Genomic DNA, 26797 nt, shown 5'->3' on the forward strand with positions numbered 1-26797 from the left:
GTGCACGCTCCGCCGGATACGCGTCCCCGGTCACAAAGCGGTAAACCTGGCTCGGTATCGAGAATAACACGGTTGTCAGAAGTAGTAATCGCGCTCACCCGACCGGTGTAAAGAATCGGAAATCAGGTGATCAATGATTGTCGAATGACTTCGGTGTGCCAAATGTTTTCGTCCGCGAATGTGGTGGGACAAATGCGCGCGGACGTATCCGGCGGCGCCCGGCCCCCACTTCACCGCCAGGTACGCACACCGAGGGAAGGGCCGCCATGGCGATCACGGAAGTCCGCATCCACCCGGCGATCGGCATCGCGCGGGTCGGCAACAGCGACACGGAGTTCTTCGTCGGGCCGGAGCGGCGGTGGGACCGGTCGGCGCCGCCGGGCGGGTACAAGGACGACCGGTGCCGGATCAAGCGGCAGGCCGCCCGGTTCCGGGTCTTCGGCTACGACAACGGCGTGGCGACCGAGCTGACCGCGGCCGACGCGGCCATCGAGTGGACCGTGCACCTGGTCAACCGCAAGGCCGCCGCGGACGGCTTCGACCACCCGGGACCGCGCAACAGCGGCGTCACCGGCGCCGCACGGGACAAGCTGGTGATCGACCCCGGCGCCCGCACGCTCACCGGGCCGGACCAGCGCGTGGTGCTGGATTCCGGCACGTTCGAGGTGCCCGGCGGCGCGGCGGTCACCGTGCCGCTGGGCGAGGTCCGCACCGACGACGACGGGCACCTGCTGGTGCTGGGCGGCCTCGGCAACGCCGGCGCCCCGGCCGGCACCGCGCTCCAGCACTTCGCCGACAACGACGGCTGGCACGACGACGTGGCGGACGGCCCGGTGACCGCGACGGTCACGATCGGCGGCCAGACGTTCACCGCGCTCGGCTCCTGGGTGGTCGTCGCGCCGCCGAAGTTCGCGCCGCCGGTCGACAACACGATCCGGCTGTGGGACGCGGTCTACGACGCCCACGCCGCCGCCGGGCTGCTGACCCCGCCCGCGACCCCGTCCTACACCGACGACATCTACCCGGTGCTGCAGTCGGCGCTCGACTCGGCCGCGGTGAACTCCGACGCCAAGGGCCACCACGCGTTCAGCCATCCGATGGCGGGCGCGCAGTGGGTGTACGACCGGCTGGTCGCCCCGCCCGGGCCCGCCCACATGCCGCGGCAGTACTCGACGTCGAACAACGGGCAGTGGGACCAGAACCTGACCGGCACCCAGCTCGCGATGGTGCAGAAGTGGGCGGCCGGCACGGTGACCGCCGACTGGGACCCGGCGTGGGGGCAGAGCCCGCCACCGGACGCGGACATCACCCCGGGCGGACTCGACAAGGCGGCGCTGGAGAACTGCGTCGGCGGCGCGTTCTTCCCCGGCATCGAGGCCGGGGTGATCCTCACCGACACCGCGCGGTACCTGCCGGTGGTGAGCAACGGCGGCGTCCCGTCGTTCCGGCTGGACCACGCGAAGGTGGCGCCCGGCGACCTCACCACGCGGATGGCCGTGCCGTGGCAGTCGGACTTCTACGCGTGCAGCACGTACTGGTGGCCGGCGCCGCGGCCGAACCAGGTCGACGTCGCCGGGGCGGGCAGCAAGGCGTGGGCCCGGTCGGTCCCCGGCACCGCGGCCTTCGTGGCGGGGCAGTGGGCGAAGCTGGGGTTCGTGACCCGCCAGGGCACCGCCCTCGTGGAGACCGACCGGTGCGACGGCGCCGACGCCGTGGTCAACCTCGTCACGCCGTCGCTGACCTTCCGGGACGTGCCCCAGGGACCCGGCGGCACCACGCGCAAGGCGGCCCGCGCGGTGGTGTTCGAGGTCCGGTCGCCGGTGCCGGTCACGCTGACCTTCACCGCCGGTCCCGCCGACCCGAGCCTGTCCCGCTACACCCCGACGCCGGTCACCGTGCCGCCGACCGGGGCCGCGATCACCACCGTGCGGCTGTGGATCGTGTACGCCGCCCCGAACACCGCGCACAGCGTCACCGACAGCCTCACCGCGTCGTGCGCGGAAACCGGGCAGACGTGGACCATCCCGGTCACTGCGAACTCCGTACCCCGCAAGACCGCGGCCGCCGCGCTGGTGCTCGACAAGTCCGGCAGCATGAGCGAGGACCGCGGCGACGGGCTGGGGAGCAAGGCGCAGAGCCTGCGCGAGGCGGCGAGCACGTTCCTGGACGTGATGCTGCCCGGCGACGCCCTTTCGCTCACGGCGTTCGCCGACGACGCCGCCGTGGTGCGGGGCCTGACCACCCTGGGGGCGGCGGACGACCCGTTCGACACCACGCGCAGCGACCTGCGCAGCGCGATCTACGGCGCCGGCCTGAATCCCGGCGGCAACACCTCGATCGGGGACGGCATCTTCACCGGCCGGGGCACCCTGGCGGCGGCCGCGACCCAGGTCCGGTCGCTGGTCGTGCTCACCGACGGGGTGGAGAACCGCCCCCGCTGGATCGCCGACGTGGCCGCGGAAATCGACGAAACCACGTACTCGGTCGGGCTCGGCACGGCCGCGAACACCAGCGCCGCCGCGCTGCAGACGGTGTCCGGCAACCACGGCGGCTCCCTGCTGATCACCGGGCCGGCGCTCGGCGGCGACAACCAGTTCCTGCTCAAGAAGTACTTCCTGCAGATCCTCGCCGGCGTGAGCAACGCCGAGGTGGTGCTCGACCCGGCCGGGCACATCGGCTACCGGCAGGCGTTGCGGGTGCCGTTCTCCGTCTGCGACGCCGACAACCTGGTCGACGTCATCCTGACCGCCGAGAACCGGCGTGGCCTGACGTTCCTGCTGGAGACGCCGTACGGCCGGCTGGTCGATCCGGCGCTGGCCCGGTCGCTGGGCGGCTCGTTCGTGGCCACCGACCAGGTGTCCTACTACCGCCTGCCGCTGCCGCTGCTCGCCGACCCCGGGCGGCCCGCCCACGAGGGCATGTGGAACGCGGTGCTGGCCTACGACCGGCGTGGCGGCCAGGACGACCACGGCGGCCAGGACCCGGTCGCCGCCCGGTTCCAGCGCTATTCGGTGATCGTGCACGCGTGGTCGGACGTCTCGTTCACGGCATCGGCCCAGCAGAGCAGCCACCAGCCCGGAGCCACCGTGACGGTGGTGGCCGCGCTGGCCGACTCCGGCATCCCGCTGACCGCGGACGCGACGGTCTGGGCGGAGATCACCCGGCCCGGCGGCGCGGTCAGCACGCTGGCCTTGACCCCGGACGGCGACGAGTTCACCGGATCCTTCGTGGCGCACACGATCGGCGACTACCAGATCCGCGCCCGGGCGGGCGGCCGCACCGGCCGCGGCCACCTCTTCACCCGCGAACGCACGCTCTGGGCCGGGGTCTGGCGCGGCGGCGACACCCCGCCGCGCGGCGGTCCGGGCGACGTCGGCGGGGCGCTGGCCGAGCACGACCGCCGATGGTGCGCGCTGCTGCGCTGCGTCCTGCTCACCCTGGCGGGCAACGACCGGCTGATGCGGCATTGGAGCGAGTAAGGGGTGGACCCCAGGGAGTTCCTGAAGTGCGTGGAGGCGCTGTGCCGCGACACTGCGCCGGACGTCGGCGCCGAGGCGTCCGGCGAGGTGCGCCGGCTGGTGGCCGAGCTGCGGCGGACGGTCGGCGATGAAGGTTGACGTCGCGGTGGCCGGCGGCGGCCCGGCCGGCGCCGTGGCCGCGCTCGGATTCGCCCGCCGCGGCGCCGCGGTGGTCCTGTTCGAGCGGTCGGGCTACGACGGGCTGCGGATGGGGGAGACGCTGCCGCCCGCGGTGAACCCGCTGCTGCGCGCGCTGGGGGTGTGGGACCGGTTCGTGGCGGCCGGGCCGGTCCCGTCGTACCAGACGGCGAGTGCCTGGGGCGGTCCCGAGGTGGCCGAGCGGTCGTTCGTGTTCAGTCCGCACGGCCACGGCTGGCACACCGACCGCGCCCGCTTCGACCGGATGCTGGCGGACGCCGCGGCCGAAGCGGGCGCCGACGTCCGGCGCGGGGTGGCGGTCCGCGGGGTGCGGCGGGTGCCGGGCGGCTTCGTGGTGGACGCGGACACGCCGGTGCGGGCGGAGACGGTGGTCGACGCGACCGGCCGCCCGGCCCGGATCGCCCGGTCGCTGGGGGCCCGCCGCGAGCGTCTCGATCGGCTGGTCTGCGTGGCGAGGGTGTTCGCCGTGCCGCCGGGCACACCGGTGGGCGACACGTTCCTGGAGGCGGTCCCGGACGGCTGGTGGTACGCGTCGCCGCTGCCGGAGGGCCGCCGGCTGCTGGCCCGCTTCGCCGACGCCCGGTTCTCGGCGGCGGCCGGGCTGGCCACCGGACCGGGCTGGTCGGCGGCCCTGTCGGCGACCGCGAAGACGCGGGAACTCGCCGTCGGGACCCCGATCGGGCCGCTTCGCGTGGTGAGCGCGGCGAGCCACAGCCTGGCACCGGCGTCGGGCCCGGGCTGGATCGCGGTCGGCGACGCGGCCTTGGCGGTGGACCCGCTTTCGTCCGGCGGCGCGGCGTTCGCACTCGAGTCCGGCAGCCGGGCGGCCGCGGAACCGGGGGAGGCCTACCGGACCTTCGTGCGCTCGGCGGCGGCCGGGTACCGGGCGGTGCGGAGCGAGGTCTACGGCTGGGAGGCGCGGTTCGCGGGGAACGCGTTCTGGCGGGACCGCGCGGCGGACCGGGGGCTGGAGGTGTCCTGAGCCCCCGGTCGCCTGCCCGGGCCGGCGCCGAACTCGGCGGCGAATCCTTCGGCCGCCGAGGGATACCGTGGCCGCCAGCCCAGGCGCAGGCGGGCTCGGGCGTTGTCCGCGCCGCGCAGGCGGTTCAGGAACGCCACGCCCCAGCTGCCCACCGCCAGCCGGGCGAGTGCGGCCGGGACCTTCCGCGGTGCCGGGGCGTCCAGCAGGCGGGCCAGCTCCGGCAGCCACTCGTGCAGCGCGGCCGGCTCGTCGTCGACGATGTTCAGCACCCCGGTCACCACGTCGCGGTCGACCGCCGCCGCGACGGCGGCCGCCGCGTCGTCTGCGTGGGTGAAGGAAAACACCGCGTGGCCGCCGCCCGCCAAGGGGACCCGGCCCGCCCGGACCCGGCGGGTGAACCGCCCGTCGACGGCGAAGGTCGTGCCGGGGCCGTACAGGTGACCGAGGCGCAGGACCAGGCCGCCGGCGCGGGTAGTCCGGCGCTCCAGCTCCACCAGGGCCGCCAGCACCGGCGCGAACTGCGGGGGCGGGCCCGCCCGCCACAGGGGTGCGTCTTCGCCCGCCGGCCCGTCGTCCGGCTGGTAGCCGTACGCCAGCCCCTGGCTGATCACGCGCGCGTCGCCGGCCGCCTCCACCAGGTTGCGGGTGCCCTCGGTGCGCAGCCGGTTGGTGACCGCCAGGTCGCGGGCCAGGTGCTTCGGGTCCGGCTCGGCCGGGATCGCCGTCAGCAGGTTGACCACGGTGTCCGGTGCCGCCCGCCGGACCGCCGCCCGCACGCCGTCGCGGTCGAGCGCGTCGGCCACCAGGACCTCCGCGCCGGCCGGCACCAGCGGGGCCCGGCCCGGGCGGGCCAGCGCCAGCACCTCGTGCCCGGCGGCGGCCAGCAGCGGGACCACGCGGCGGCCGACCACGCCGGTCGCTCCCGCGACGAGAACCTTCATGACCGGAAGGGACGGGGAGCGCCCGGGCGAGGTTGACGCCCTCAGACTGTGACCTGGGTCACGACGACTGCATCAGGATGAAGTCCCCGTGCCCGCCGTACCCGAGGACGTCCTCGGCGTACTGGGTCCCGTCGAACGTCGGCAGCCACCACCGGCGGCCGATCCGGACGAGCATCGGGTGCGGGATGTTGGTGCCGTACGGCGCGTTCAGCGTGCCGAGTTTCCGCAGCTGCAGGTCGTACACCGGGTACTCGCGGGCGTTCCCGTCGCTGGCGAACAGGTACCACCGGCCGCCCACCCGCTGCAGGATCGTCCCCTCGGTCTGGGTGACCGAGCGGTCGGCGCCCAGCAGCGTCAGGCCGTGGTCGTAGTCCGCGCCGCGCGGCGCGGCCGCCAGCGCCGGGTGGAACACGAAAGCCGGTTGCTGGGCCGGGCTTTCGACGAACGCGATGTGCCAGCGGCCGCCGATCTTCGTCAGGGCCGGGTCCCACGAACTGACCGTCGTGGGCAGCGCCAGCTGCTCGGTGGGCAGCACGTGCACGCCCGAGAGCACGTTCTCCCGGGTGACGGTGTGCCGCACGTGCACGCCGGTGAAGGCGAAGTCGCCCCACGAGCTCATCAGCAGGATGAACCGGTCGTCGTCGACGACGATCTGGCCCGCGTGATCGCCGAGCACGACGCCGTCCCGCGCGAAGAACAGCGTGGCCACCTGTTCGAGCTTGGCCGGGTCGGCCAGGTCGAGGGTCCACACCGCCCAGTGCGCCTGCTGGAAGAACCCGAGGCCGGCGTTCGTCATCGTCAGGTAGAGCTTGCCGTGCCGGATGTAGGGGCGCCCGTCGGCGTACTGCACGACGTGCGGGTCCCGGACTCCGGCCTGGCCGAAGTAGCCGGCCCGGACCCGGCCCAGCCGGGCCGGGCCGCGGCGGCCGTAGGCGTACCCCAGCTTTCCGAGTACCGCGGGGTCCCGCAGGTCGATCCGGGCGCGGACCTGGTCGCGTTCGGTCAGCAGCGGCCGCCAGCCGGTGCCCCGGTCGGCCAGCACCGTCACGGCGTTTTCGTTCACCACCACGGCGAAGCCGAACGACGCGGGCAGGTCGGCCGGCGCGGTCTTGACCACCGTCGTGCCGGCCGCCGTGGTGATTTCGATGCCCGCCTGTTTCGCGGCGGGGTCGTACGTGCCGAGCACCGAGACCCCGTGGCCGGCGAGCCCCGCGACGACGGGAGCGCCCGCGTCGAGCACCTCGACGGTCACCGTTCCGTACGGCGCTTTCGGCCGGACGCCGGTCTCGACGAGCGCGCCCGGGCGGGCGGTGGTGTCGACCTGGACGAACTTCGGCGCGATCAGGTCGAACGGCCGGAACTGCTTCGCAATCGAGAACTCGAGGTCCAGCGGGCTCTCGCCGGACGCCTCCGCGGTGCCGCCGAACAGGCTCGCGGTCACGCCGGTCACCCCCAGCGCGGTGAGGGCACGCAGCACGTCGCGTCGATCGATGTCGGTCACCGGTGACCTCCGGGGGTGGGGACGGGATCGGGCTGTGGCCAGTTTGCAACGTGGCATGCCACGTTGCAACCGCCGACCGGTCATTCGTCGACGAGCGACTCCAGCACCTCGGCGGCCAGCTTGCCCGCCGGGCGCGCCCACCGCCGGCGCAGGCTGCGGAACAACGCCGCGGCGCGGGTGCCCGGCCAGCCCGGGGGCAGCAGTGCCGGCGGCAGCACCGGATCGCGGCGGATGAGCAGCAGCCACTCCGCGCCCAGCCGGATGCTCCGGGACAGCTCGTCGAGTTCGCCGTGGGCGCCGCCGGTCCAGCCGCGGAGGAACTGCTCGTACCCGGCCGCGAGCCGGGGGAGGTCCCACGCCTCCCGGGCGATCCGCGCGGGGTCGGTCCACATGAACGGTTCGGCGCGGAACACCTCGGCGTGGTCGAGCAGGTCGAGTTCGGCCAGCGCCGGGGCGATGTCGGCGGCCGACGTCGAGACCCACAGGCCGCTGCGCAGCAGCCCGAACCCGTACCAGTCCAGCCGGGTGCGCAGGGCGTGCCGGTCCGCGCGCCTGCTCTCCGGCACCGAAAACGTCAGCAGCGTCCACCGGCCGTCCCAGTGCCGGTCGACGATGTCGCCGTCGAGCTTGCGCTGCCCGTCGCGCAGCACCGCGGCGCCGTGCCCGGTGAGGCCCAGGAACGCCTGGCGGCCCCGGCGGAGGGTGCGGAGCAGGTCGCGGCGGATCATCCGGCTCAGCGTCGCCCGCGTCGCGTGTTCGCCGACGCCGAGGCGGTCCAGCGCGGCGATGACGCCGCCGGTGGACACGGCGATCCCGCGGTCCAGCACGTGGTCGCCGAGCAGGGTCAGCAGCAGGGTCTCCGGCCGCACGCCGGGGGTGCCTTCGCCGTCCGCTCCGGCCATGCGCCACCTCCTCGCCGCAAGCCAACTTAACGCCCCGCGGCTCGTTCGTCATCCGGCCGTCGATCGCCGGAAATATGTCGAAGGTTTGTTCTCCCGAGCGAAAGTTTCGATTCCACGATTGGGCTGAACCGCGTAAATAATGGATGTTTCGTTGACGGTCGTCGGCAGTCTGCCTAACGTCACCGGCGAGGGGGATCGCCGAACGGAGGTCACCGATGAGTGGATTCAGAACGGCGTTCACGGCATTCGCGGCCGGCTTGCTGACCGCGGTGACCGCAGTGGCCGTCCCGCCGACGGCGGAGGCCGCCTCCCTGGTGGAGGTGACCGGCTTCGGGAACAACCCGGGCGGGATGCGCATGCACGTCTACGTGCCGGACACCCGGCCGGCCCATCCCGCGATCGTGGTCGCCATGCACGGTTGCGGTGGTTCGGGGCCGGGCTTCTACTCCGGCAGCGAGTTCGCCTCGCTGGCCGACCGCTACGGCTTCCTCGTCATCTATCCCAGCGCCCAGCAGCAGGCCGGGTTCGGCAACTGCTTCGACACGTGGTCCGACGCGGCCAAGCGCCGCGGCGGCGGCAGCGATCCGGTGTCGATCGCGTCGATGGTGACCTACGCCGAGCAGCGGTACGGCGGCGACCCGGACCGCGTCTTCGCCACCGGTTCCTCCTCCGGCGGCATGATGACCAACGAAATGCTGGCCCTCTACCCCGACGTGTTCAAGGCGGGCGCGGCGTTCATGGGCGTTCCCTTCAGCTGCTTCGCGAATGCCGCGGACTTCCCGCCGTGGTCGAGCAAGTGCACCGGCAGCGGTGGCGCGAACCGCACGCCCCAGCAGTGGGGTGACGCGGTCCGGCAGGCCTACCCCGGCTACACCGGTCCCCGCCCGCGCGTCCAGCTGTGGCACGGCACGGCGGACACGCTCGTGCCCTATTCGCTGCTGCAGGAGGAAATCGAGCAGTGGACCAACGTGGCCGGGCTGAGCCAGACGCCGACGTCCCAGGACACCCCGCAGGCCGGCTGGAACCGGCGCCGCTACGCCGACGGCTCCGGCAGCGTCCGGGTCGAGGCCTACAGCATCCAGGGTGCCGGGCACAGCCTGCCCGCGGCCGGGATGGCCGCCGTGGCCATCGCTTTCTTCGGGCTGTCCTGACCGGACACTGGACGGGAGAAAGCGCTTTCGAGTATTGCTCCCGAAATACCGGGGAAATCGATCGAACGGTGTTCGCCGCTCGGCAGTTCCCGGTGGTGGCCGCGCCGGCACCGCCGGGAACCCGGTCCGCTCTCAGCCGAGGACGTCCAGCGCGGCCGCGTGCACCCCGGGGGCGGCGGCGAGGTAGCTCCCGCCCGCGAGATCCCACGGCTCGCCGTCGAGCCCGGTGACGACGCCGCCCGCCTCCTGCACCAGCAGCACCCCCGACGCGTGCGACCGGACGTTGTCGAACTGCCAGTGCAGGTCCATCCGGCCCGCCGCGACCTGGGCGAGCTGGTGGCTCACCGGCACCGAAATCCGCACCTGGAGGGCCACCGCCGCCATCGCGGTGAACGACGTGCCCATCCGCTCCAGCAGCCCGGGGTCGTGGCCGGGCTGGGCCTGGCCGGTGCCGGTCAACGCGCCGGCCAGCGACGTCTTGGCGGACACCTGCAGCCGCTCGCCGCCGAGGAACGCCCCGCCGCCTTCGCGGGCCGTGAACATTTCGCCGAGCACGGGGAAGTACAGCACCGCCAGCACCGGGCGCCCGTCGCGGACGAGGCTCACCCCGACGTTCCAGTCCGGCATCCCGTGCACGGCGTTGACGTTGCCGCCGACCGGGTCGACCAGCCACCATTCACCCGGCGGCAGCGGGCCCGAGCCGTGCTCGTCGTCGAGCCAGCGCGCCTGCGGGCGGATCGCGGCCAGCGCCGGGCGCAGCCCCTCGGCGACGGCCGTGTCGTTGGCGTGCAGGCTGTCCAGCAACTCCGGCAGACCCGGCTGGCGGGACGCGGGGGAGTAGCGCGCCAGCATCCGGGCGCCGGCGTCGCGGACGGCGGCGGTCGTGGCGGCGAGCAGCTCCTGGCTCATGAATCCTCCTGTGGTTGTCTTGCGTTCGTGCAACTCGACCTGAACCTGCTCACCGTGCTCGACGCCCTCCTGGAGGAGGGCAGCGTGATGGGCGCGGCCGAGCGGCTGCACCTGTCCTCACCCGCGGTCAGCCGCACCCTGGGCCGGCTGCGCGCGGTGACCGGGGACGACATCCTGGTCCGCACCGGGCACACGATGGTCCCGACGCCGTACGCCCTTTCGGTGCGCGAGGACGTCCACCGGCTGGTGCGGCAGGCCCGCGCGGTGCTGCGGCCGGCCCGCGAGCTGGACCTCGCCGAACTGGACCGCACCTTCACGATCCAGTGCCACGACGCCCTCACCGCGTCGGTCGTCCCGGTGCTGGTCGGCCGGCTCCAGGACCAGGCGCCCGGTGCGCAGCTGCGGGTACTGGCGGAGCACTCCGCCGACACCGACGACCTGCGGCAGGGCCGCGTCGACCTGGAACTCGGCGGGAGCCGGCCGGACCTGCCCGAGTTCCGGTCGGCGGTGCTCGGGCACGATCCGCTCGTGGTGGCCATGCGGCCGGGGCACCCGTGCGCCGCCGGGCTCGACCTGCGGTCCTACGCCGCAGCGCCGCACGTCCTGGTCTCCCGCCGCGGCCGGCTCACCGCGCCGATCGACGACGTGCTGGCCGCCGAGGGCCTGCGCCGCCGGGTGGTCGCGGCGGTGGCGACCGTCGCCGCCGCCCTGCAGCTGGCGGCCCGCAGCGACGTGCTGGTCAGCTGCACGGAAGTCCTCGGCCGCCCGCTCGTCGACAGTTTCGGCCTGATCACCCGGCCGCTGCCGGCCGCGTCGCCGGCGGCGGAGATCTGCTGCACCTGGCACCAGCGTTACGACTCCGACCCCGCGCACGCCTGGCTCCGCGAGCAGGTCAGGGCCGCCTTCGACGAGGTGACCGCCGGTTAACCGGCCACCGGCACGGCCACCGTGCCGGTGAAGCGGGGCGTCTCGGCTTCGTCGAGCATGGCTGCCGCGACGGTGTCGCGGCTGATCGTCGCGGTGAGGTCGAAGGGCGGTGCCGCGTCGAGGCCCACCGTGCGCCGATGCGGGCTTTCCGGGCCGTCGGCGAGCATTCCGGCGTGGAACACCGTGCCGCCGGCCGCGAGGACGGTGCGGTCGGCTTCGACCTTGTCGCCCAGCCGGTCGCCCAGTACCTTCGCGAGCACTTCGGAGGCCGGGCTCGCGGATGGGCCCGTCCCGTAGGCCCCGAGCCAGATGATCCGCCGCGGTCCGGCCGCGACGACGGCCTTGGCGCCGGCCGACAGGACGCCGGCCCGGTCCGTGCCGAGCGCGGACAGGACCACCGAGTCCGGGCCGATGACGGCCGCGAGGTTCGCGGGGTCTTCGACGTCTCCCGCCACCTTCTGCAGCCCGGCCGTTCCGGGAACGGCGATGCGCGCGGGATCGCGGGCGATCGCGGTCACGGTGTGCCCGCGCCGCACCGCTTCCCGGGTGAGGGCGAGTCCGGTCCGGCCGGTCGCCGCGAGGATCGTGAGGTGCATACCGGCCACGCTAGGGACGCCGCCGGTTTACTTCAAATGCCGAGTCGTCAACGAATGGTTTACCGAAACGCAAGTGGGGCCGCGGTGCCGGGCACCGCGGCCCCATGATCAGCGGCGGGCGCCGGTCAGCGGCGCCGGGGTGTACCGGAGGTAGCGCCCGGGGTCGCCGAGGGCGGCCGCGGCCGCGTTGAGCCGCTCGGGCCGGAGGTCGGGCCAGTGGCCGGTTTCGATGCGGGATTCGAGGGCGTGCAGGGCGGCCACGGTTTCCGACGGCCGGAACGCGCAGTGCCCGGCCGCGTCCACGAAAGCCTGGCGCAGCAGGGATTCCCGGCCCGCGGCGCGCACCCGGTGGGCGTACCAGTTCTCCTGTTCGACCGGGACCAGGTGATCCGCGATCGTGTGGATGGTCAGCTCGGGCACGCGGAGCCGCCCGTTCGCCGTCGAAGTGCGGGCGAGGGTGGCGACAGCGCCGGGATCGGCCTTGACGTCCGCGTGGCGGGTCAGCTGGGCGAGGTCCGCGTCGAGGTCGAGACCGGCCGCGCGGTACAGCGCCCGGACCTGGCGGGCCAGCGGGCTGCCGGCCAGCAGCGTGCGGTAGTCGACGCCCGCGTTGGCCGCGCTGTTCCCGCCGGCGGCGAGCTCGATCTGGTAGCGGCCGGACAGGACGAAGCCGAGCACGAACTGCGTCAGCGCCAGCTGCTGTTGCTGCTCCTGGCCCGCGTAGTCGGCGGGACCGGGCGGGGCGGCACCGGTCAGCCACGCCGGCGTGTTCATCAGCGCGGCTCCCAGGGCGGTCCGGGCGCGGCCGGCCGCGGTGCCCTGGGCGTCGGCGACGATCTTCGTCAGCGCCGCGCCCGCCGCGTTCGCCTCGTCGGCGCTCGCGTACCGGACGAGCTTCACCGGCTGCGCGGGCGCGAGCAGGCGGGAGAGCGCGTATTCGCCGTCGAGCTGGTAGTCGTTCAGGTTCAGCGCACCGGCGACGAGGCCGCACGTGGTGAGCACGCCGTCGAGCCGCCGGTTGCCGGACTCGGCTTCGAGCGCGCTGACCAGCCCGCCCATCGAGGTGCCCCACGCGATGGTGCGGCGGGGCTCGCCGATCCGCCGCACGAGCTCGCCGAGCGAGGCGAACTGGTCCCGCACGGCCGGGCCGACGGCCCACCACGACGGGCCGCTGTAGGACGAGCCGACCAGCGCGTAACCGGCGTCGAGCAGCGCCTGCCCGGTCGCGGCGTCCGGCGCGTTCTGCGCCACGAGCGGCCCGAAGCCGTGGCTGTAGAGGATGACGGTCCCGTTCCACGCCGGCGGCACGTCCGCCACCCAGCTCGCACCGTCCGGCAGCTGCCCGGTGTAGTGCGTGGGGGTGGCGGCGTGCGCCGGGCCGGCGGTGGTGAGGCCGAACGCGGTCAGCGTGGCCGCGAAGAGTGCGCCGAGGCGGCGGAGCCTCATGCCCGGTTTCCTTCCTGTCGCACGGGTTCGGGGGCCGTCGCCTCCGGGGTGAGCTCGCGGCGGTGGGTTTCCCGCAGTGCCAGGACGCAGACCGCGGACAGCAGGCAGAACGCGGCGATGGTCCAGGACACGGGGGTGGTCGACGGGCCGTTGGCGCGCTGGAGTTCGGCGAAGATCAGCGGGGCGAACCCGGCGCCGAGCCCGGCGAGCTGGTAACCCAGCGACGCGCCGGTGTACCGGTTCCCGGTGTCGAACAGCTCCGAGTACAGCGCGGCGAGCGGGCCGTACATCATCGGGTGGATGACGCCCTGGCCGATCACCAGCGCGAGCACGAGCAGGAGCCCGCTTCCGTTGCGCACCATGGGGAACAGCGCGAACCCGAACACCGCCATCGCCACCACGCCCGCCAGCACGACCGGGCGGCGGCCGATCCGGTCGGACAGCGCGGACCACAGGAGGATGCCCGCCACCGCGCAGGCCGACGACAGGGTGAGCGCGTTCAGCACCTCCTGCCGCGGGTGCCCGTGCTGGACGCCGTAGGCGAGCACGAACGTGGTCAGCGTGGCCTGGACGACGAACGCGGCGAACCCGACGCCGACGCCGAGCAGCAGCACCCGCGGGTGGTCGCGCAGCACGGTGAAGAGCGGGATCCGCCGTCGTTGTTCCGTCCGGGCGGCCAGGAACGCGGGGGTTTCCTCGACGCGCGACCGCACGAACAGGCCGACCGCGAGCAGGACGATGCTGAGCAGGAACGGGATCCGCCAGCCCCACGCCAGGAAGTCGGCCTCGGAGGTGACCGCGGCGGTACCGGACATGACGAGCGTCGAGAGGACCATGCCGCTCGGCGCGCCGGCGTTGGTGAAGCCGGCCCACAGGCCGCGGCGCGTCCGCGCGTGTTCGGCGGACATCAGCACGGCGCCGCCCCACTCGCCGCCGACCGCGATGCCCTGGACGACGCGGAGCAGGACCAGGCCGACCGGGGCGACCGCACCGATCCGGTCGTAGCCGGGGAGCAGGCCGATGAGGAAGCTCGCGACACCCATCAGGGTCATGGTCAGCACGAGCATCCGCTTGCGGCCCAGGCGGTCGCCGAAGTGGCCGAAGAGCAGACCGCCGAGCGGGCGGGCGAGGTAGCCGGTGGTGAACGTGCCGAAACTGGCCACCGTGGCCAGCGCCGGATCGAGGTCGGCGAAGAAGACCTTGCCGAAGACCACTGCACTGGCCGTGGCGTAGAGGAGGAAGTCGTAGTACTCGATCAGGCTGCCGAGGAAGCTGGACGCGACCGCTCTGCGGAGCTGAGTGCTCATGGGGCTCACCCTCGTCGATGGGGGCGTTGCGGCGGGGAACAGGTTCGTCCGGGGGCGGACGACGGGGGAACGGGCCCCAACGTTAGTCAGAGCCATGACGGCCGTCAATATTCTGCACAACATCAGGTGGGCGCCGCCGGGGTTACGCTGACGCTCGTGGCGCACCTCGACGAGACCGGCTCCGGGCCCCGCCCGAAGTCCGTCATGCTCACCTTCCTGGGCATCCACCTGCTCGGCCGCCCGGCGGCGATCTACTCGGGCAGCGTGATCGACGTGTTCGCCAGGGTCGGCGTCTCGGAGGAGGCGGTCCGGTCGACGCTGACCCGCATGGCCGGCACCGGGTTGCTGACCCGGCACCGGCACGGGCGGAAGGTCTACTTCGGCCTGAGCGAGCGCCTCGCCGCGGTCCTCGAGGACGGCCGCCGGCGCATCTGGGAGACCGGAGCGGTCAACCGGTCCGCCGACGGCGGCTGGACCCTGGTCGCGTTCTCCCTGCCCGACACCCGCCGCGGCGACCGCCACGACCTCCGCCGCCAGCTGACCTGGGCGGGGTTCGGCCTGCTGCAGAACGGGTTGTGGGTCGCCCCCGGCACCCGGGACGTCACGGCGATCGTCGAGCAGCTCGGCCTGGACGGCCACGTCACGGTCTTCTCCGCGCAGCCGGCCGAGCCGACGGAAGCGGCGGCCCTGGTCGGCAAGGCGTTCGACACGGCGACGATCGCTTCGCGCTACCAGGACTTCCTGGAAAAGTGGGACGCAGGGACGCCGTCGTTCCCCGACGACCTGACGCGCCAGCTGGTGCTGCATTCGGACTGGCTGCACGTGGTCCGGCGGGACCCGCACCTGCCGGCGGAGCACCTGCCGCGGGACTGGCCGGCCATCCAGGCCGAGACGGTGTTCCGGAAGCTGGACGAAGACCTGCGCGAGGGGGCGGCCGCGCTGGCCGCCGGGACGCTGGAGCTGCTGCCGGTTCAGCCCGCCGGGTAGGCGTGCAGGCCGTGGCCGGTCTTGCGGCCCAGCCGGCCGGCGCCGACGAGCTCGGCCAGCAGCGGACACGGGCGGTACATCGGGTTCCCGGTGCATTCCAGCAGCACCACCAGCGTGTCCAGGATGACGTCGAGACCGATGAGGTCGGCCGTGCGCAGCGGGCCCATCGCGTGGCCGAAGCAGTTTTCGAAGACCCGGTCGACCGTGCCGGCATCGGCGATGCCGTCGCCGACCGTCGCGATCGCCTCGTTGATCGTCGCCATCAGCACCCGGTTGGCGACGAAGCCGGGGCCGTCGGCGACCACGATCGCCCGTTTGCCGATCGCCGCCAGCAGGTCCGTCGTGGTGCGGACGGTCTCGTCGCCGGTCGCCGCCGCGCGGACCACCTCCACCGTGTCCTTCAGCGGGGCCGGGTTCATGAAGTGGGTGCCGATCACCCGGTCCGCGCGGCCGGTCGCGGCGGCGAGCCGGCCGATCGGGACCGCGGACGTGCAGGACGCGAGGACCGTCCCGGCCGGACAGCACCGGTCCAGCTCGGCGAACAGGCTTTCCTTCACCGGCAGCCGTTCCGCGGCGCACTCCACGACGAACTCGCTGCCGCCGAGGTCGCCGAGCCGGCCGGTCCAGCGGATCCGGTCCGCGGCCCCGGCCGGCGGGCGGGTGCCGCCCAGCAGCGCGGCCATCCGCAGGCCGGCGCGGACGCGGTCCGGGCCGCGGGTGAGCGCCCCCGGGTCGCGGTCGGCGACCACGACGTCGTGCCCGGCCGCGGCGAAACACTGGGCGACCCCGGTGCCCATCACGCCCGCGCCCACCACCCCGATCTTCACCGGTTCCTCCCGTCGACGATCCGGACGTGCGCGGGCGGGGCCGGCAGCGGCCGCCGGGGGTCGAAGACCAGGCTGTCCCCGTCACCGGGCTCGAACCCGGCGAACCGCAGCGTCACCAGCATGATCCGGTTGGCGGCCGTCGGGACGAACCGGGCGACCGGCCGGCGTCCGCGCGCGAGGACGTCCCGCACGAGGTGACCGAGCAGGACGGCGCCGATCCCGCGGTTGAGCACCCGGCACGACGTCAGCAGCAGCTCCAGGACGACGTCTTGCCCGGCTTCGCGCAGCACGGCGAGCCCGACGGTGCCGTGCGCGCCGAACCGGTCGGTCACGCCCGCGACGAGCACTTCGTGGTCTTCGGACGTGCACAGCTCGCGCAGCTGCGCGGCGTCGAGGGTGCGGCCGGTGGTGTTGAGCTGGTGGGTGCGGAGGGTGAGTTCGTGCGCGCGGGCGAAGTCGGCCTCGGTGGCCGCCCGGACGGTCATCGTGAGCCCGAGCGAGGCGAGGAACTCCGCCGCCCGCCCGGGGAACGCGCGTTCCGCTGCGGCGCGGTCCCGTTCGGCCAGGTACCGGTGACGGCGGTGGCGTGCCTCGTCGGTGACCTGGGCCGGCCGGAAGTCGGCCAGCCCGGCGAGTTCGCCGACGCGCTCGGCGGGGTAGCAGCGCACCATCGGCAGCGCGGCGGCGACCTCGGCGCGCTCGGCCGGGTCGTTGTCGGCGAAGGCGATGGTGTCCAGGCCGATGTTCAGGTCCGCGGCGATCCGCCGGATCGACGCGGACTTCTCGCCCCAGCCGACCTCGAACGCGCAGAACAGGTCGGTCAGGCCGTGTTCGGCGAGGTGCCCGGTGGCGCGCGCGAGCTCACCCCGGCCCGCCACGGCGTGCAGGATTCCCCGGCGGTCCAGCGTGTGCAGGGCGTCGAGGGCGGCGGGGAACGGGCGTGGCCGGTCGCCTTCGAGCACGACGCCGTCCCACAGCGTGTCGTCGAGGTCCCAGACCAGGCACTTGACCGTCTTCACGGCCGCCACCGCAACGCGTACTCGCCGAGCTGCTGTTCGGCGACCTCGTCGGCGCCTTCGATGATCCGCATGACCTTGGCGTCGCGGAAAAACCGGCCCACCGGGCTGTCCTCGGCGCAGCCGGCCGCGCCGAGGACCTGCCCGGCCCGGTCGGCGACGGCCGCGGCGTTGTTGGCCGCCACGTACTTGGCCAGCACCGTCCCGGCGACGGCTTCCGGATCGCCGTTCTCGCGCAAGGCGGCCGCGCGGGCGCACAGCCCGCGCGCGGCGGTGACGTCGGCGAGGCTGCGGCCGAGCAGGGCGCGCACCGCCTGGTGATCGGCGAGCCGCGTGCCGCCCTGGACGCGGTCCGCGGCGTGGCCGGCGGCGGTGCGCAGGCACGTCTCCGCCAGGCCGACGCAGCCCCAGGCGACGGTGAACCGCCCGTGGTCCAGTGCCGTCGCCACGACGTGGGACAGCCCGAACCCCGGCGGGGCGAGCAGGTTCTCCGCCGGGACGGTCACGTCGTCGAACCGGACGTGCGCGAGCCGGGCCGCGCGCATCCCCAGCTGACCCCGCACCGGTTCGACGGCGGTGCCCGGCCGCCCGGCTTCGACCAGCACGGCGACGGGACGGCCCGCGCACGCGGCGAGCACCAGGAAGACGTCGGCGACCTGCCCGAAGGTGACCCAGAGCTTGCGCCCGCGGACGCGCACCCGCCCGGCCTCGGGCACCGCGGACGTGGTGACCGCGGACAGGTCGCTCCCGGCGCCGGGTTCGGTGGCGGCGAACCCGGCCAGCACTTCCCCGCGCGCGAGCGCGGGCAGCCAGTGCGCCTGCTGGCCGGCGGTGCCCCAGCGGTGGACGGCCGCGGCGACCATGCCCTGGACGGTGACCAGGGCGCGCAGGGAACTGCACACGCCACCGAAATCGGCGCAGAGTTCGCCGAGCGCGGCCGGGCCGAGGCCGGCACCGCCGGCGGCCGCGGGCAGGTCGGCGGCCAGGAAACCGGCGTGCGCCACGGCTTTGACGACTTCCGCCGGAACCGCGCCGCGCGCGTCCCAGCCCGCCGCGTCCGGCCGCACCGAATCGGCGAACGCGGCGGAGTCCACTGTGGTCACCGAATCCCGGCCGATCGTTTCCGCAGCACGAATCCGGCGACCCGGTTCATGGTCCGGAAATTGTCGAGGTCGAGATCTTCCACGCCGACTTCGATCCCGTACCGGCGTTCGACGTACGCCACCAGTTCCAGGGCCAGCAGCGAGTTCACCAGCCCGAGGGCGAAGTAGTCTTCGTCGGGGCCGGGGGTGTGGCCGGCCGTCGCGGTGGCGAAGAAACCGGACAGTTCCGCCAGGATCGTTTCGGCCGTGGGTTCCGCGCCCACGGGCTGCTGGCCTGCCACGCACCCTCCCTCGCCGGATTCCCCCACCCGAAGCTAACACGCCCGGCGGCGCGCCCGACGGCGCCGAACGGCGTAATCGCTTGCTCGCCGGATTTGTCTGTCCGTTGTGGACGATCAATTTCATTGTGGTCACGCGCAATAATGTCGGCGATCCCTCGTTCGGCGGCTTGCCGCTGCCGGTCGGCCGCTGCGAGTATCCAAAGATCGCTCGCCGGAAAAGCGGGAAAATCCGTTCCGGCATCGCGCATCGAGCACTGGGGACTGCTGGGGATGACTGCCACGCCGGGAACAGTGGGTGAGCTGCTCGCGCAGCAGGCCGCCCGCACCCCCGGCGCCACCGCGGTGGTCAGCGGCCCGGACCGGTTGAGCTACGCGGAACTGGCGGCCCGCACCGGCGAACTGGCGGCCCGCCTGGCGGAGCGGGGAGCGGGACCGGAGAGCCGGATCGGCCTGCTGGTGGAACGCGGAGCGGACCTGGTGGTGGCGGTGTTCGCGGTGCTCGAGGCGGGGGCCGCGTACGTGCCGCTCGATCCCGGCCACCCGCGCCCGCATCGGGCGGCGTTGCTGGCCGACGCGGGGGCCGCGCTGGTGGTGACCCAGCCGGAGCTGGCGGGCGAGCTCCCGGACGGGTGCGAGCCGGTGTTCGTCGCGGCGCCCCGGCGGGACAGTGGCGGGAGCCGGCCGGGCCGCGTTGGTGACGATGGCGGCATTCCGCCCGGCCCCGAAAAAGCCGGCGCCGGTTCGGCCGGACCGAGTCCGGCCGGTGGCGGCGAAACCACACCCGGCCACGTGGCCGGGGGCAACGCCCCGCCGCGGCCGGACAATTCCGACAGCAGCTCCGTGACGCCAGGCCCGGCCGGGACGGGTAATCCTGACCGCACCTCCGTCGCACCCGGCCCGCCGCGGCCGCGGATCCGGCCCGACAACCTCGCCTACGTCCTCCACACCTCCGGCTCCACCGGCCGGCCCCGGGGCGTGCTCGGCACCCACCGCGGCCTGCTCCACCTCTTCGCCTCCCACCGCGCCCGGATCTTCGACCCCGCCGCCCAGGCCGCCGGACGGCGGCTGCGGGTCGCGCACACCGCCGCGCTTTCCTTCGATGCCTCCTGGGTTCCGCTGCTCTGGATGCTGGCCGGGCACGAACTGCACGTGCTCGGCCGGCTCGATCCGCGCGCCACGGTCGCCGCCCTCCGCGACGCGCGGATCGATGTGCTCGACGAAACCCCTTCGCACCTGCGGATGCTGCTGCTCGCCGGGCTCCTCGACGGCCCCGCTCGGCCTCGGGTCGTCGTCACCGGTGGGGAGCCCGTCGATGCGGACCTCGGGGCCGCCCTCGCGGCCGCCGGGGTCACCGTCCACAACGCCTACGGCACCACCGAGACCACTGTGGACAGTCTCGTGTGCCCGGCCGTCCCCGACGGGCACGCCGTGCTCGGGCGGCCCGTCGCCGGGACGCGGGCGCAGGTGCTGGACGACTGCCTGCGGCCGGTGGCGGCGGGGGAGCTCTGGCTTTCCGGTGCCGGCCTCACCCGCGGCTACCTCGGCCGGCCGGGCGCGACCGCCGCCGCGTTCGTCGCCGATCCCGCCGGGCCGCCCGGCTCGCGGATGTACCGCACCGGCGACCGGGTGCGCCGCCGGGACGACGGGCTGCTCGACTTCCTCGGCCGCGCCGACGACCAGGTCAAGATCCGCGGCATCCGCGTCGATCCCGCCGAAGCCGCGTCCGTCCTGGCCGGCCACCCCGGGCTGGCCGCGGCGGCCGTCGTGGCGCGGCGGGACGGCCGCGACACCGACCACCTGGTCGCCTACGTCGTACCCGCGACCGCGCCGGCGCCACCACCCGCGCGGCTGCGGGCGTTCCTGCGCGACCGGGTGCCGGACCACCTCGTGCCCGCGCGGTTCGTCGAACTGGCCGCGCTGCCGTTGACCGCCGCCGGCAAGGTCGACCGCGATGCGCTGCCCGCACCGGACAGCCGGGCGACCGCCGCGCCGCGGGACGCCACCGAGGAACTGGTCGCCGGGATCTGGCGTGAAGCGCTCGGCCTGCCGCACGTCGGCGTCCAGGACGACTTCGTCGAGCTCGGCGGCGACTCCATCCTCGCGATGCGGGTGGCCGGCACGCTCAACCGGCGCCTGGGCACGGCGCTGCCCGCCCGGGCCGTGTTCGAGCACCGCACGGTCGCCGGGCTCGCGGCGGCCATCCCCGCCGCGCACGCCGGGGCCGCGCCGTCCCGCACCGCACCGGCGGCCGCGCTGCCGTTGTCGTCCGGCCAGCAGCGGCTCTGGTTCCTCGACCAGCTCGGCCCGGGCGGCGCGGAGTACAACACCAGCGCCGGGTTCCGGCTGCGCGGCCCGCTGTCCGCCGGCGCGCTGGCCAGCGCCCTGACCGCGCTGGCCGAGCGCCACGAGCCGCTGCGGACGACGTTCCCGGCCGTGCGGGGCCGGGGTGTCCAGGTCGTCGGGCCGCCGGTCGCGGTCCGGCCGGACGTCCGCGTCCCGGAAGACCTCGACCGGGAGCTGCTCGCCGAGGTGCAGCGGCCGTTCGACCTCGCCCGCGGCCCGGTGTTCCGGGCGACGCTGTGGAAGCTGGGGGAGGACCACCACCTGCTCGTGCTGGTGCTGCACCACATCGTCACCGACGGCTGGTCGATGGGCGTGCTCGCGGACGAGCTCGGCCGGCTGTACTCCGCCGCGGCCGGCGGCACGGCGGCCGCGCTGCCGCCGCTGCCGTTGCGCTACGCCGACTTCGCCGCCTGGCAACGCGAACAGCTCGCCGGGTCCGGCCTCGACGACCGGATCGCCTACTGGGAGCGCCAGCTGGCCGGGGTGCCGGCGCTGGAGCTGCCCACCGACCGGCCCCGGCCCGCGGTGCGCGGGACGGCGGGCGCGACACACCGGTCCACCGTGCCCGCGGACGTCACCGCCCGGCTGGCCGACCTCGGGCGGGAGCACGGCGCGACGCTGTTCATGACGCTGATCGCGGCGACCCAAGTGCTCTTCGCGCGCTACACCGGCCAGCGCGACATCGCGCTCGGCACGGTCACCGCCGGGCGCTCCTGGGACGAACTGGCCGGGCTCATCGGCTTCTTCGTCAACACAGTCGTGCTCCGGTCCAGCCTCGACGGCGACCCGGACTTCGCCGCCTTCCTCGGCGAAGTCCGCTCGACGGTGCTCGACGCGATGGCCCACGACGACGTCCCGTTCGGCCGGCTGGTCGAACTGCTCGCCCCGGACCGCGACGCGAGCCGGTCGCCACTGGTGAACGTCATGGTGGTGCTGCAGAACGCGCCGTCGGCCACCCCGGAGCTCAGCGGCCTGGCGGTCGAGGAGCTCGACCTGCCCCGGCGCTCGGCGCAGTTCGACCTCACGGTCGAGTTCGAGCCGCGGGCCGACGGCCTGCGCGCGACCTTCGAATACAGCACCGAACTGTTCGACGCCGGCACGATCCGGCGGCTGGCCGAAAACCTCCTGGTCCTGCTCGAAGGCATCGCCGAAGATCCCGGACGGCCGCTGTCCCGGCTGCCGTGGCCGGCCCCGGCGCAACGCCGTGCGCTCCTCGAAGCGGGACGCTCGGCCGCGGACGGCCCCGGTCTCGGCGTCCTCGACGTCTTCGCCGAGCGCGTCCGCGAGCGCCCGGACGCCCTCGCGGTGACCTGCGCCGGCACGGCCCTGACCTACCGCGAGCTCGACACCCGGGCGAACCGGCTCGCGCACGGCCTGCTCGCGCACGGCGCCCGGCCGGACGCGCGGATCGGCCTGTGCGTGCCCCGGGGCATCGAGGCGGTCACCGGCATGCTGGCCGTCCTGAAGGCCGGCGCCGCCTACGTCCCGCTGGACCCGCGGTACCCGGACGAGCGGCTGGCCCTGCTGCTCGAGGATTCCGGCGCCACGATCGTGCTCACCACCCGGGCGGCGCGGGACCGCGTGCCCGGCGGCATCCCCGTGCTGACCCTGGACGAAGGGTGGGAAGCCGGCCGCCCCGGCGGCGCCCCGCCGCGGCGGGCCCGGCCGGAGAACCTGGCCTGCGTGCTCTACACCTCCGGGTCGTCGGGCCGGCCGAAGGGCGTGCTGATCGAGCACCGTTCGGTGACCCGCCTGTGCGCCGACCCGCACGCCCGGCTCGGCCCGGACGACGTCGCGACGCAGTACGCACCGCTGTCGTTCGACGCCTCGACGCTGGAGATCTGGGGTGCGCTGCTGTCCGGCGCCCGGCTGGCCGTCGACACCGACGACGTGCCGTCGGTCGACGCCCTCGGCGCCTTCGTCCGGGCCGAGGGGGTCACCTCGCTCTGGCTGACCGCGGGGATGTTCCACGAGGTGGCCGCGGCCGACCCCGGCGTGTTCGCCGGGCTGCGGCGGCTGGTTTCCGGCGGTGACGTCCTTTCGCCGCAGCAGTGCGCCCGGGTCCTGCGGCGGTGCCCGGACCTGGAGCTGGTCAACGGCTACGGGCCCACCGAAAACACCACGTTCACCACCTGCCACCGCGTCCGCGACCGCGACGCCGGCCGCCCGGTGCCGATCGGGCGGCCGATCACCGGGACCACCTGCCTGGTGCTGGACCGCCACCTCGATCCGGTGCCGGCCGGAGTACCCGGCGAGCTCTACGTCGGCGGCGGCGGCCTGGCCCGCGGGTACCTGGACCGGCCCGGCCTGACGGCCGACCGGTTCGTGGCCGACCCGTTCGGGCACGGCACCCGGCTGTACCGCACCGGTGACGTCGTGCGCTGGCGGGCCGGCGAGGAGTGGGTGCTGGACTTCCTCGGCCGGTCCGACGACCAGGTCAAGATCCGCGGCTTCCGGATCGAGGTGGGCGAGATCGAGGCGGCGCTGCGGCGGCACCCGGACGTCGGCGAGGCCGTCGTGGTGGCGCGGGAGGACACCCCCGGCCACAAGCGGCTGGCCGGGTACGTGGTGCCGCGGCGCCCGGTCGAGCCCGCCGCGCTGCGGGAGTTCCTCGCCAAGAGCCTGCCGGGGCACCTCGTCCCCGGCGCGCTCGTGCTGCTCGACCGGTTCCCGCTGACGCCACAAGGCAAAGTCGACCGCCGCGCGCTACCCGCGCCGCGGGCCGCGCGCGCCCACACCGCCCCGCGCGGACCGGCCGAGGAGCTGGTGACCCGGGTGTGGGCCGAGGTCCTCGGCGTCGAGCGCGTCGGCGCGGCGGACAACTTCTTCGAGCTGGGCGGCGATTCGATCCTCGGCATCCAGGTGGTGGCGCGGGCCCGGCAGCTCGGGCTGCGCCTGAGCGCCAAGGACGTCTTCCTCCGCCAGACCCCGGCGGAGCTGGCCGCGGCCGGGGTCTGGGCGGAACCGGCGGTGCGCGAGGCCGCCCCGCCGCCGGGGCCGGTGCCGCTGTCGCCGATCCAGCACTGGTTCTTCGAGACGATCACCGAGCGTCCCGGCCACTTCAGCCAGTGGGTCGCGGCCGAGCTCGCCCCGGACGTCGACCGCACGGCGCTGCGCACGGCGGTCGAGGCGCTGGTCCGCCACCACGACGCGCTCCGGCTGCGCTTCCGGCGCGTCGAGGGCGAATGGCGGCAGGAGTACACGGACGCGGCGCCGTCGCTCCGCACCGGCCCGATGTCCACAATGGACTTCTTCGACCTGGACGGCGGCGCGTTGTTCACGGCGATCCTGGACGGCTCGCGCCTGCTCCTGGCCGCCCACCACCTGGTCGTGGACGGCGTTTCGTGGCGGATCTTGCTGGCGGACCTGCGCACGGCGTACCGGGCGGCCCGCGCGGGACGCCCGGTGGAACTGCCACCCCGGACCACGTCGTTCGGCGAATGGGCGCGCCGGCTGGCCGGACACGCGGCCGCGTTCGAGAACCAGCTCCCGTTCTGGAACCGGGCGGCCTCGGGACCCGGCGCCGGCCCCGACGGCGACCCGCGGCCCCCGCGCGCGGTGACCGTCCGGCTCGGCGCGGAGAAGACGGCGGCGTTGCTGCGCGAAAGCCCCGCCGCCTACCGCACCCGCGTCGACGACCTGCTGGTGAGCGCCCTCGCCCGCGTGCTCGCCGGGTGGACCGGGCACCAGCGGGTGCTGCTGGAGCTGGAAGGCCACGGCCGCGAGGACGTCTTCGAAGACGTGGACCTGTCCCGGACGGTCGGCTGGTTCACGACGCTGTACCCGTGCCCGGTGGAGGTCCCGCGCGAGGGCGGCTGGGGCGCGGTGCTCAAGGCGGTGAAGGAGGCCCTGCGCGCGGCGCCGGACCGCGGCCTGGGATACGGGGTGCTGCGGTACCTGGGGGAGGCGCAGATCCCGGAGCCGCGACCGGTGGCGGCGTTCAACTACCTCGGCCGGTTCGACCTCGGCGACGGGGAACGCGAACTGTTCCGCTCGGCCCCCTCGGCGATCGGCCTGACCCGCGCCCCGCACCGCACCGGCACCGCCCGGCTGGACATCACCGCGGCCGTCACCGCCGACGGCGAACTCGAGTTCGAATGGACCTACTCCCCGGGCGTGCACGACGAACCCACCATCGCCAGCCTGGCCGCCGATGTTCTGGGCGCACTCGGCGAAATCGTCGCCCACTGCGCCGACCCCGCTGCCGGTGGCGGGACCCCGTCGGACTTCCCGCTCGCCGCCACCGACCAGGCCGAACTCGACCGGCTCCTCGGCGACGGCCGCAACGTCGAGGACGTCTACCCGCTGACCCCGATGCAGGCCGGCATGCTGTTCCACAGCCTGTCCGAACCGGGCACCTACCTCGAGCAGGTCTGCTTCACCCTGACCGGCGCCGACGACCCCGCGGCCCTCGAACGCGCCTGGCGGCGGGCCGTCGCCGAGATCCCCGCCCTGCGCACCGCCGTCCGCTGGACCGGGGTGCGCGAGCCGGTCCAGGTGGTGCACCGGGCCGTGACGCTGCCGGTGACCGTGCACGACTGGCGATCGCACCAAGGCAGCGAAGCCGCCCTGCTCGCCGCCGACCGGGACGCCGGTCTGGATCCGGCCGTGCCGCCCTTGCTGCGGGTGACGCTGATCCGGCTGCCCGGCGCCCGGATCCGGGTGCTCTGGACCTTCCACCACGTCATCCTGGACGGCTGGAGCGTCTTCGAGGTGCTCACCGACGTCCTCGCGCACCTCTCCGGGCAGCCCGCCAGGCCGCGCCGGCCCTTCTCCGACCACGTCGCGTGGCTCACCCGGCAGGACGCCACCGCGGCCGAAACGCACTGGCGGAAGGTGCTTTCCGGGCTCACGCCGACCCGCCTGCCGTACGACCGCCCACCCGGCAGGGCCCACCGGACCCGCTCCCAGTCCACAGTGGAGCGACGATTGTCCACTGAGGAAACGAAGGCCGTGGTCGCCTTCGCCCGGCGGCACCGGCTGACCGTCAACGCCGTCGTGCAGGGCTCGTGGGCGCGGCTGCTCGCCCGGCACGGCGGCGACCCGGACGTCTGCTTCGGCGCCGTCGTCTCCGGCCGGCCGCCCGAACTGCCCGGGGCGGACGCGATCGTCGGCATGTTCGTCAACACCGTGCCGGTCCGCGTCACCGTCGCGGAGGCGGAAGACCGGCCCGGCTGGTTCCGGCGCCTGCAGGCCGACCAGGCCGAGGCCCGCCGGTTCGGGCACGTCTCCCTCGCCGCGCTGCGGCGCTGGAGCGGGCTGCCCGCGGCCACCGGCCTCTTCGCCGGCATCGTCGTGTTCGAGAACTACCCGTTCGACCGCGACGCACTGGCCGCACGCGGGCTGCACGTGGCGGACCTGGCCGCCGTCGAGATCACCAACTACCCCCTGGTCCTGATCGCCCACGGCAGCGCGCGCGACGACGAACCCCTGACCACGGCCCTCGGCTACGACCCCGCGCTGTTCGACGCCGCCACCGTCGAAGCACTGGGCGACGAGCTCGTGGACCTCCTCCGCGAACCGGCCGGGAAGGCCGCACCCCCGCGGGATCGCCCGCCGGTGCCGGTGCCCGATCCGGTCGCGGGCGACCCGGCCTACCTCGCGCCCCGCACCGCGACCGAGCGGACCCTGAGCCGGATCTGGGCCGAGGTGCTCGCCGTCGAGCAGGTCGGGGTCGACGACGACTTCTTCGCCCTCGGCGGCGATTCGCTGCTGTGCCTGCGCGTCACCGCCCGTCTGCGCGCGGATTTCGGCGCGGCGCTGCCCCCGCGGGCGCTGTTCGACAACCCCACGGTCGGGGCGCTGGCCCTGCTGCTGGAGCACCCCACGGTCGAAGCACTGGGCCGGGCGGTGGACCGCGGCCTGAACCCGCCGAAGGACTACGAGCTCTAGGAGGCCGGA

Annotated in this window: 18 protein-coding genes; 7 read left to right on the forward strand and 11 right to left on the reverse strand. The window is 74.5% G+C overall.

The window, feature by feature from the left end; translation table 11 throughout:
- Positions 1-266: 266 nt before the first annotated feature.
- From AB0J55_RS03440 to AB0J55_RS03450, 3 genes are read left to right on the forward strand one after another with little or no spacing between them, the layout of a single operon-like run.
- The gene (locus tag AB0J55_RS03440; RefSeq protein WP_364242152.1) at positions 267-3479 is read left to right on the forward strand and encodes a LodA/GoxA family CTQ-dependent oxidase; all 3213 of its coding nucleotides are present in this window, start codon (positions 267-269) and stop codon (positions 3477-3479) included.
- Between the two features lie 3 nt (positions 3480-3482).
- Positions 3483-3617, forward strand: a complete 135-nt coding sequence (locus AB0J55_RS03445) for a hypothetical protein (protein WP_364242155.1) — start codon at positions 3483-3485, stop codon at positions 3615-3617.
- Positions 3607-4659, forward strand: coding sequence for a tryptophan 7-halogenase (locus AB0J55_RS03450; RefSeq protein ID WP_364242158.1), 1053 nt, complete (start codon positions 3607-3609; stop codon positions 4657-4659). The genes AB0J55_RS03445 and AB0J55_RS03450 overlap by 11 nt, the downstream gene beginning before the upstream one ends.
- Here the strand turns inward: AB0J55_RS03450 and AB0J55_RS03455 are convergent.
- The 3 genes from AB0J55_RS03455 to AB0J55_RS03465 form a co-directional block, all read right to left on the reverse strand.
- Complete coding sequence (locus tag AB0J55_RS03455; protein ID WP_364242161.1) at positions 4581-5600, reverse strand: NAD(P)-dependent oxidoreductase; 1020 nt, start codon at positions 5598-5600, stop codon at positions 4581-4583. The genes AB0J55_RS03450 and AB0J55_RS03455 overlap by 79 nt on opposite strands.
- 58 nt (positions 5601-5658) lie before the next feature.
- Positions 5659-7101: a twin-arginine translocation signal domain-containing protein gene (locus tag AB0J55_RS03460; protein WP_364242164.1), complete on the reverse strand. Its 1443-nt coding sequence runs from the start codon at positions 7099-7101 to the stop codon at positions 5659-5661.
- 80 nt (positions 7102-7181) lie between these two features.
- Entirely contained in the window at positions 7182-8003 is an 822-nt protein-coding gene (locus AB0J55_RS03465; RefSeq protein WP_364242167.1) for a PaaX family transcriptional regulator C-terminal domain-containing protein, read from the reverse strand.
- 215 nt (positions 8004-8218) lie between these two features.
- Between AB0J55_RS03465 and AB0J55_RS03470 the strand changes: the two genes are divergently transcribed.
- Positions 8219-9154 (forward strand): PHB depolymerase family esterase, encoded by a 936-nt coding sequence (locus tag AB0J55_RS03470; protein ID WP_364242170.1) that lies wholly within the window; start codon positions 8219-8221, stop codon positions 9152-9154.
- Positions 9155-9286: 132 nt separating this feature from the next.
- Here the strand turns inward: AB0J55_RS03470 and AB0J55_RS03475 are convergent, their stop codons facing one another.
- Entirely contained in the window at positions 9287-10063 is a 777-nt protein-coding gene (locus AB0J55_RS03475) for an inositol monophosphatase family protein (RefSeq protein ID WP_364242173.1), read from the reverse strand.
- Positions 10064-10090: 27 nt separating this feature from the next.
- Here AB0J55_RS03475 and AB0J55_RS03480 point away from each other — a divergent pair, with 27 nt between their 5' ends.
- A complete protein-coding gene (locus tag AB0J55_RS03480) occupies positions 10091-10990 on the forward strand; it encodes a LysR family transcriptional regulator (protein WP_364242176.1) in 900 nt (299 codons plus the stop codon).
- Here the strand turns inward: AB0J55_RS03480 and AB0J55_RS03485 are convergent.
- From AB0J55_RS03485 to AB0J55_RS03495, 3 genes are all read right to left on the reverse strand, one after another.
- Entirely contained in the window at positions 10987-11586 is a 600-nt protein-coding gene (locus tag AB0J55_RS03485; RefSeq protein ID WP_364242179.1) for an NAD(P)H-binding protein, read from the reverse strand. The genes AB0J55_RS03480 and AB0J55_RS03485 overlap by 4 nt on opposite strands.
- 108 nt (positions 11587-11694) lie before the next feature.
- Positions 11695-13032 (reverse strand): alpha/beta hydrolase, encoded by a 1338-nt coding sequence (locus tag AB0J55_RS03490; RefSeq protein WP_364242181.1) that lies wholly within the window; start codon positions 13030-13032, stop codon positions 11695-11697.
- Positions 13029-14339: an MFS transporter gene (locus tag AB0J55_RS03495; protein ID WP_364242184.1), complete on the reverse strand. Its 1311-nt coding sequence runs from the start codon at positions 14337-14339 to the stop codon at positions 13029-13031. Before AB0J55_RS03495 ends, AB0J55_RS03490 begins: the two co-directional genes overlap by 4 nt.
- A 156-nt stretch (positions 14340-14495) precedes the next feature.
- On the opposite strand from AB0J55_RS03495, the gene AB0J55_RS03500 reads away from it, so the two are divergent.
- Positions 14496-15326, forward strand: coding sequence for a PaaX family transcriptional regulator C-terminal domain-containing protein (locus AB0J55_RS03500; RefSeq protein ID WP_364242186.1), 831 nt, complete (start codon positions 14496-14498; stop codon positions 15324-15326).
- Here AB0J55_RS03500 and AB0J55_RS03505 read toward each other — a convergent pair.
- Genes AB0J55_RS03505 through AB0J55_RS03520 form a run of 4 tightly spaced genes read right to left on the reverse strand, consistent with a single transcriptional unit; the run spans position 15311 to position 18553 of the window.
- Positions 15311-16153, reverse strand: a complete 843-nt coding sequence (locus AB0J55_RS03505) for a 3-hydroxyacyl-CoA dehydrogenase family protein (protein ID WP_364242188.1) — start codon at positions 16151-16153, stop codon at positions 15311-15313. The two genes, AB0J55_RS03500 and AB0J55_RS03505, sit on opposite strands and share 16 nt — an antisense overlap.
- Positions 16150-17172: an HAD-IIIC family phosphatase gene (locus AB0J55_RS03510; protein WP_364242191.1), complete on the reverse strand. Its 1023-nt coding sequence runs from the start codon at positions 17170-17172 to the stop codon at positions 16150-16152. The genes AB0J55_RS03505 and AB0J55_RS03510 overlap by 4 nt, the downstream gene beginning before the upstream one ends.
- Positions 17169-18272 (reverse strand): acyl-CoA dehydrogenase family protein, encoded by a 1104-nt coding sequence (locus AB0J55_RS03515; protein WP_364242192.1) that lies wholly within the window; start codon positions 18270-18272, stop codon positions 17169-17171. Before AB0J55_RS03515 ends, AB0J55_RS03510 begins: the two co-directional genes overlap by 4 nt.
- Positions 18269-18553, reverse strand: coding sequence for a phosphopantetheine-binding protein (locus AB0J55_RS03520; RefSeq protein ID WP_364242194.1), 285 nt, complete (start codon positions 18551-18553; stop codon positions 18269-18271). The genes AB0J55_RS03515 and AB0J55_RS03520 overlap by 4 nt, the downstream gene beginning before the upstream one ends.
- Before the next feature lie 270 nt (positions 18554-18823).
- Between AB0J55_RS03520 and AB0J55_RS03525 the strand changes: the two genes are divergently transcribed.
- Positions 18824-26788, forward strand: a complete 7965-nt coding sequence (locus AB0J55_RS03525) for an amino acid adenylation domain-containing protein (protein ID WP_364242196.1) — start codon at positions 18824-18826, stop codon at positions 26786-26788.
- The last annotated feature ends 9 nt before the right edge of the window (positions 26789-26797 follow it).

The organism is Amycolatopsis sp. NPDC049688 (assembly GCF_040674975.1).
GTDB lineage: Bacteria > Actinomycetota > Actinomycetes > Mycobacteriales > Pseudonocardiaceae > Amycolatopsis.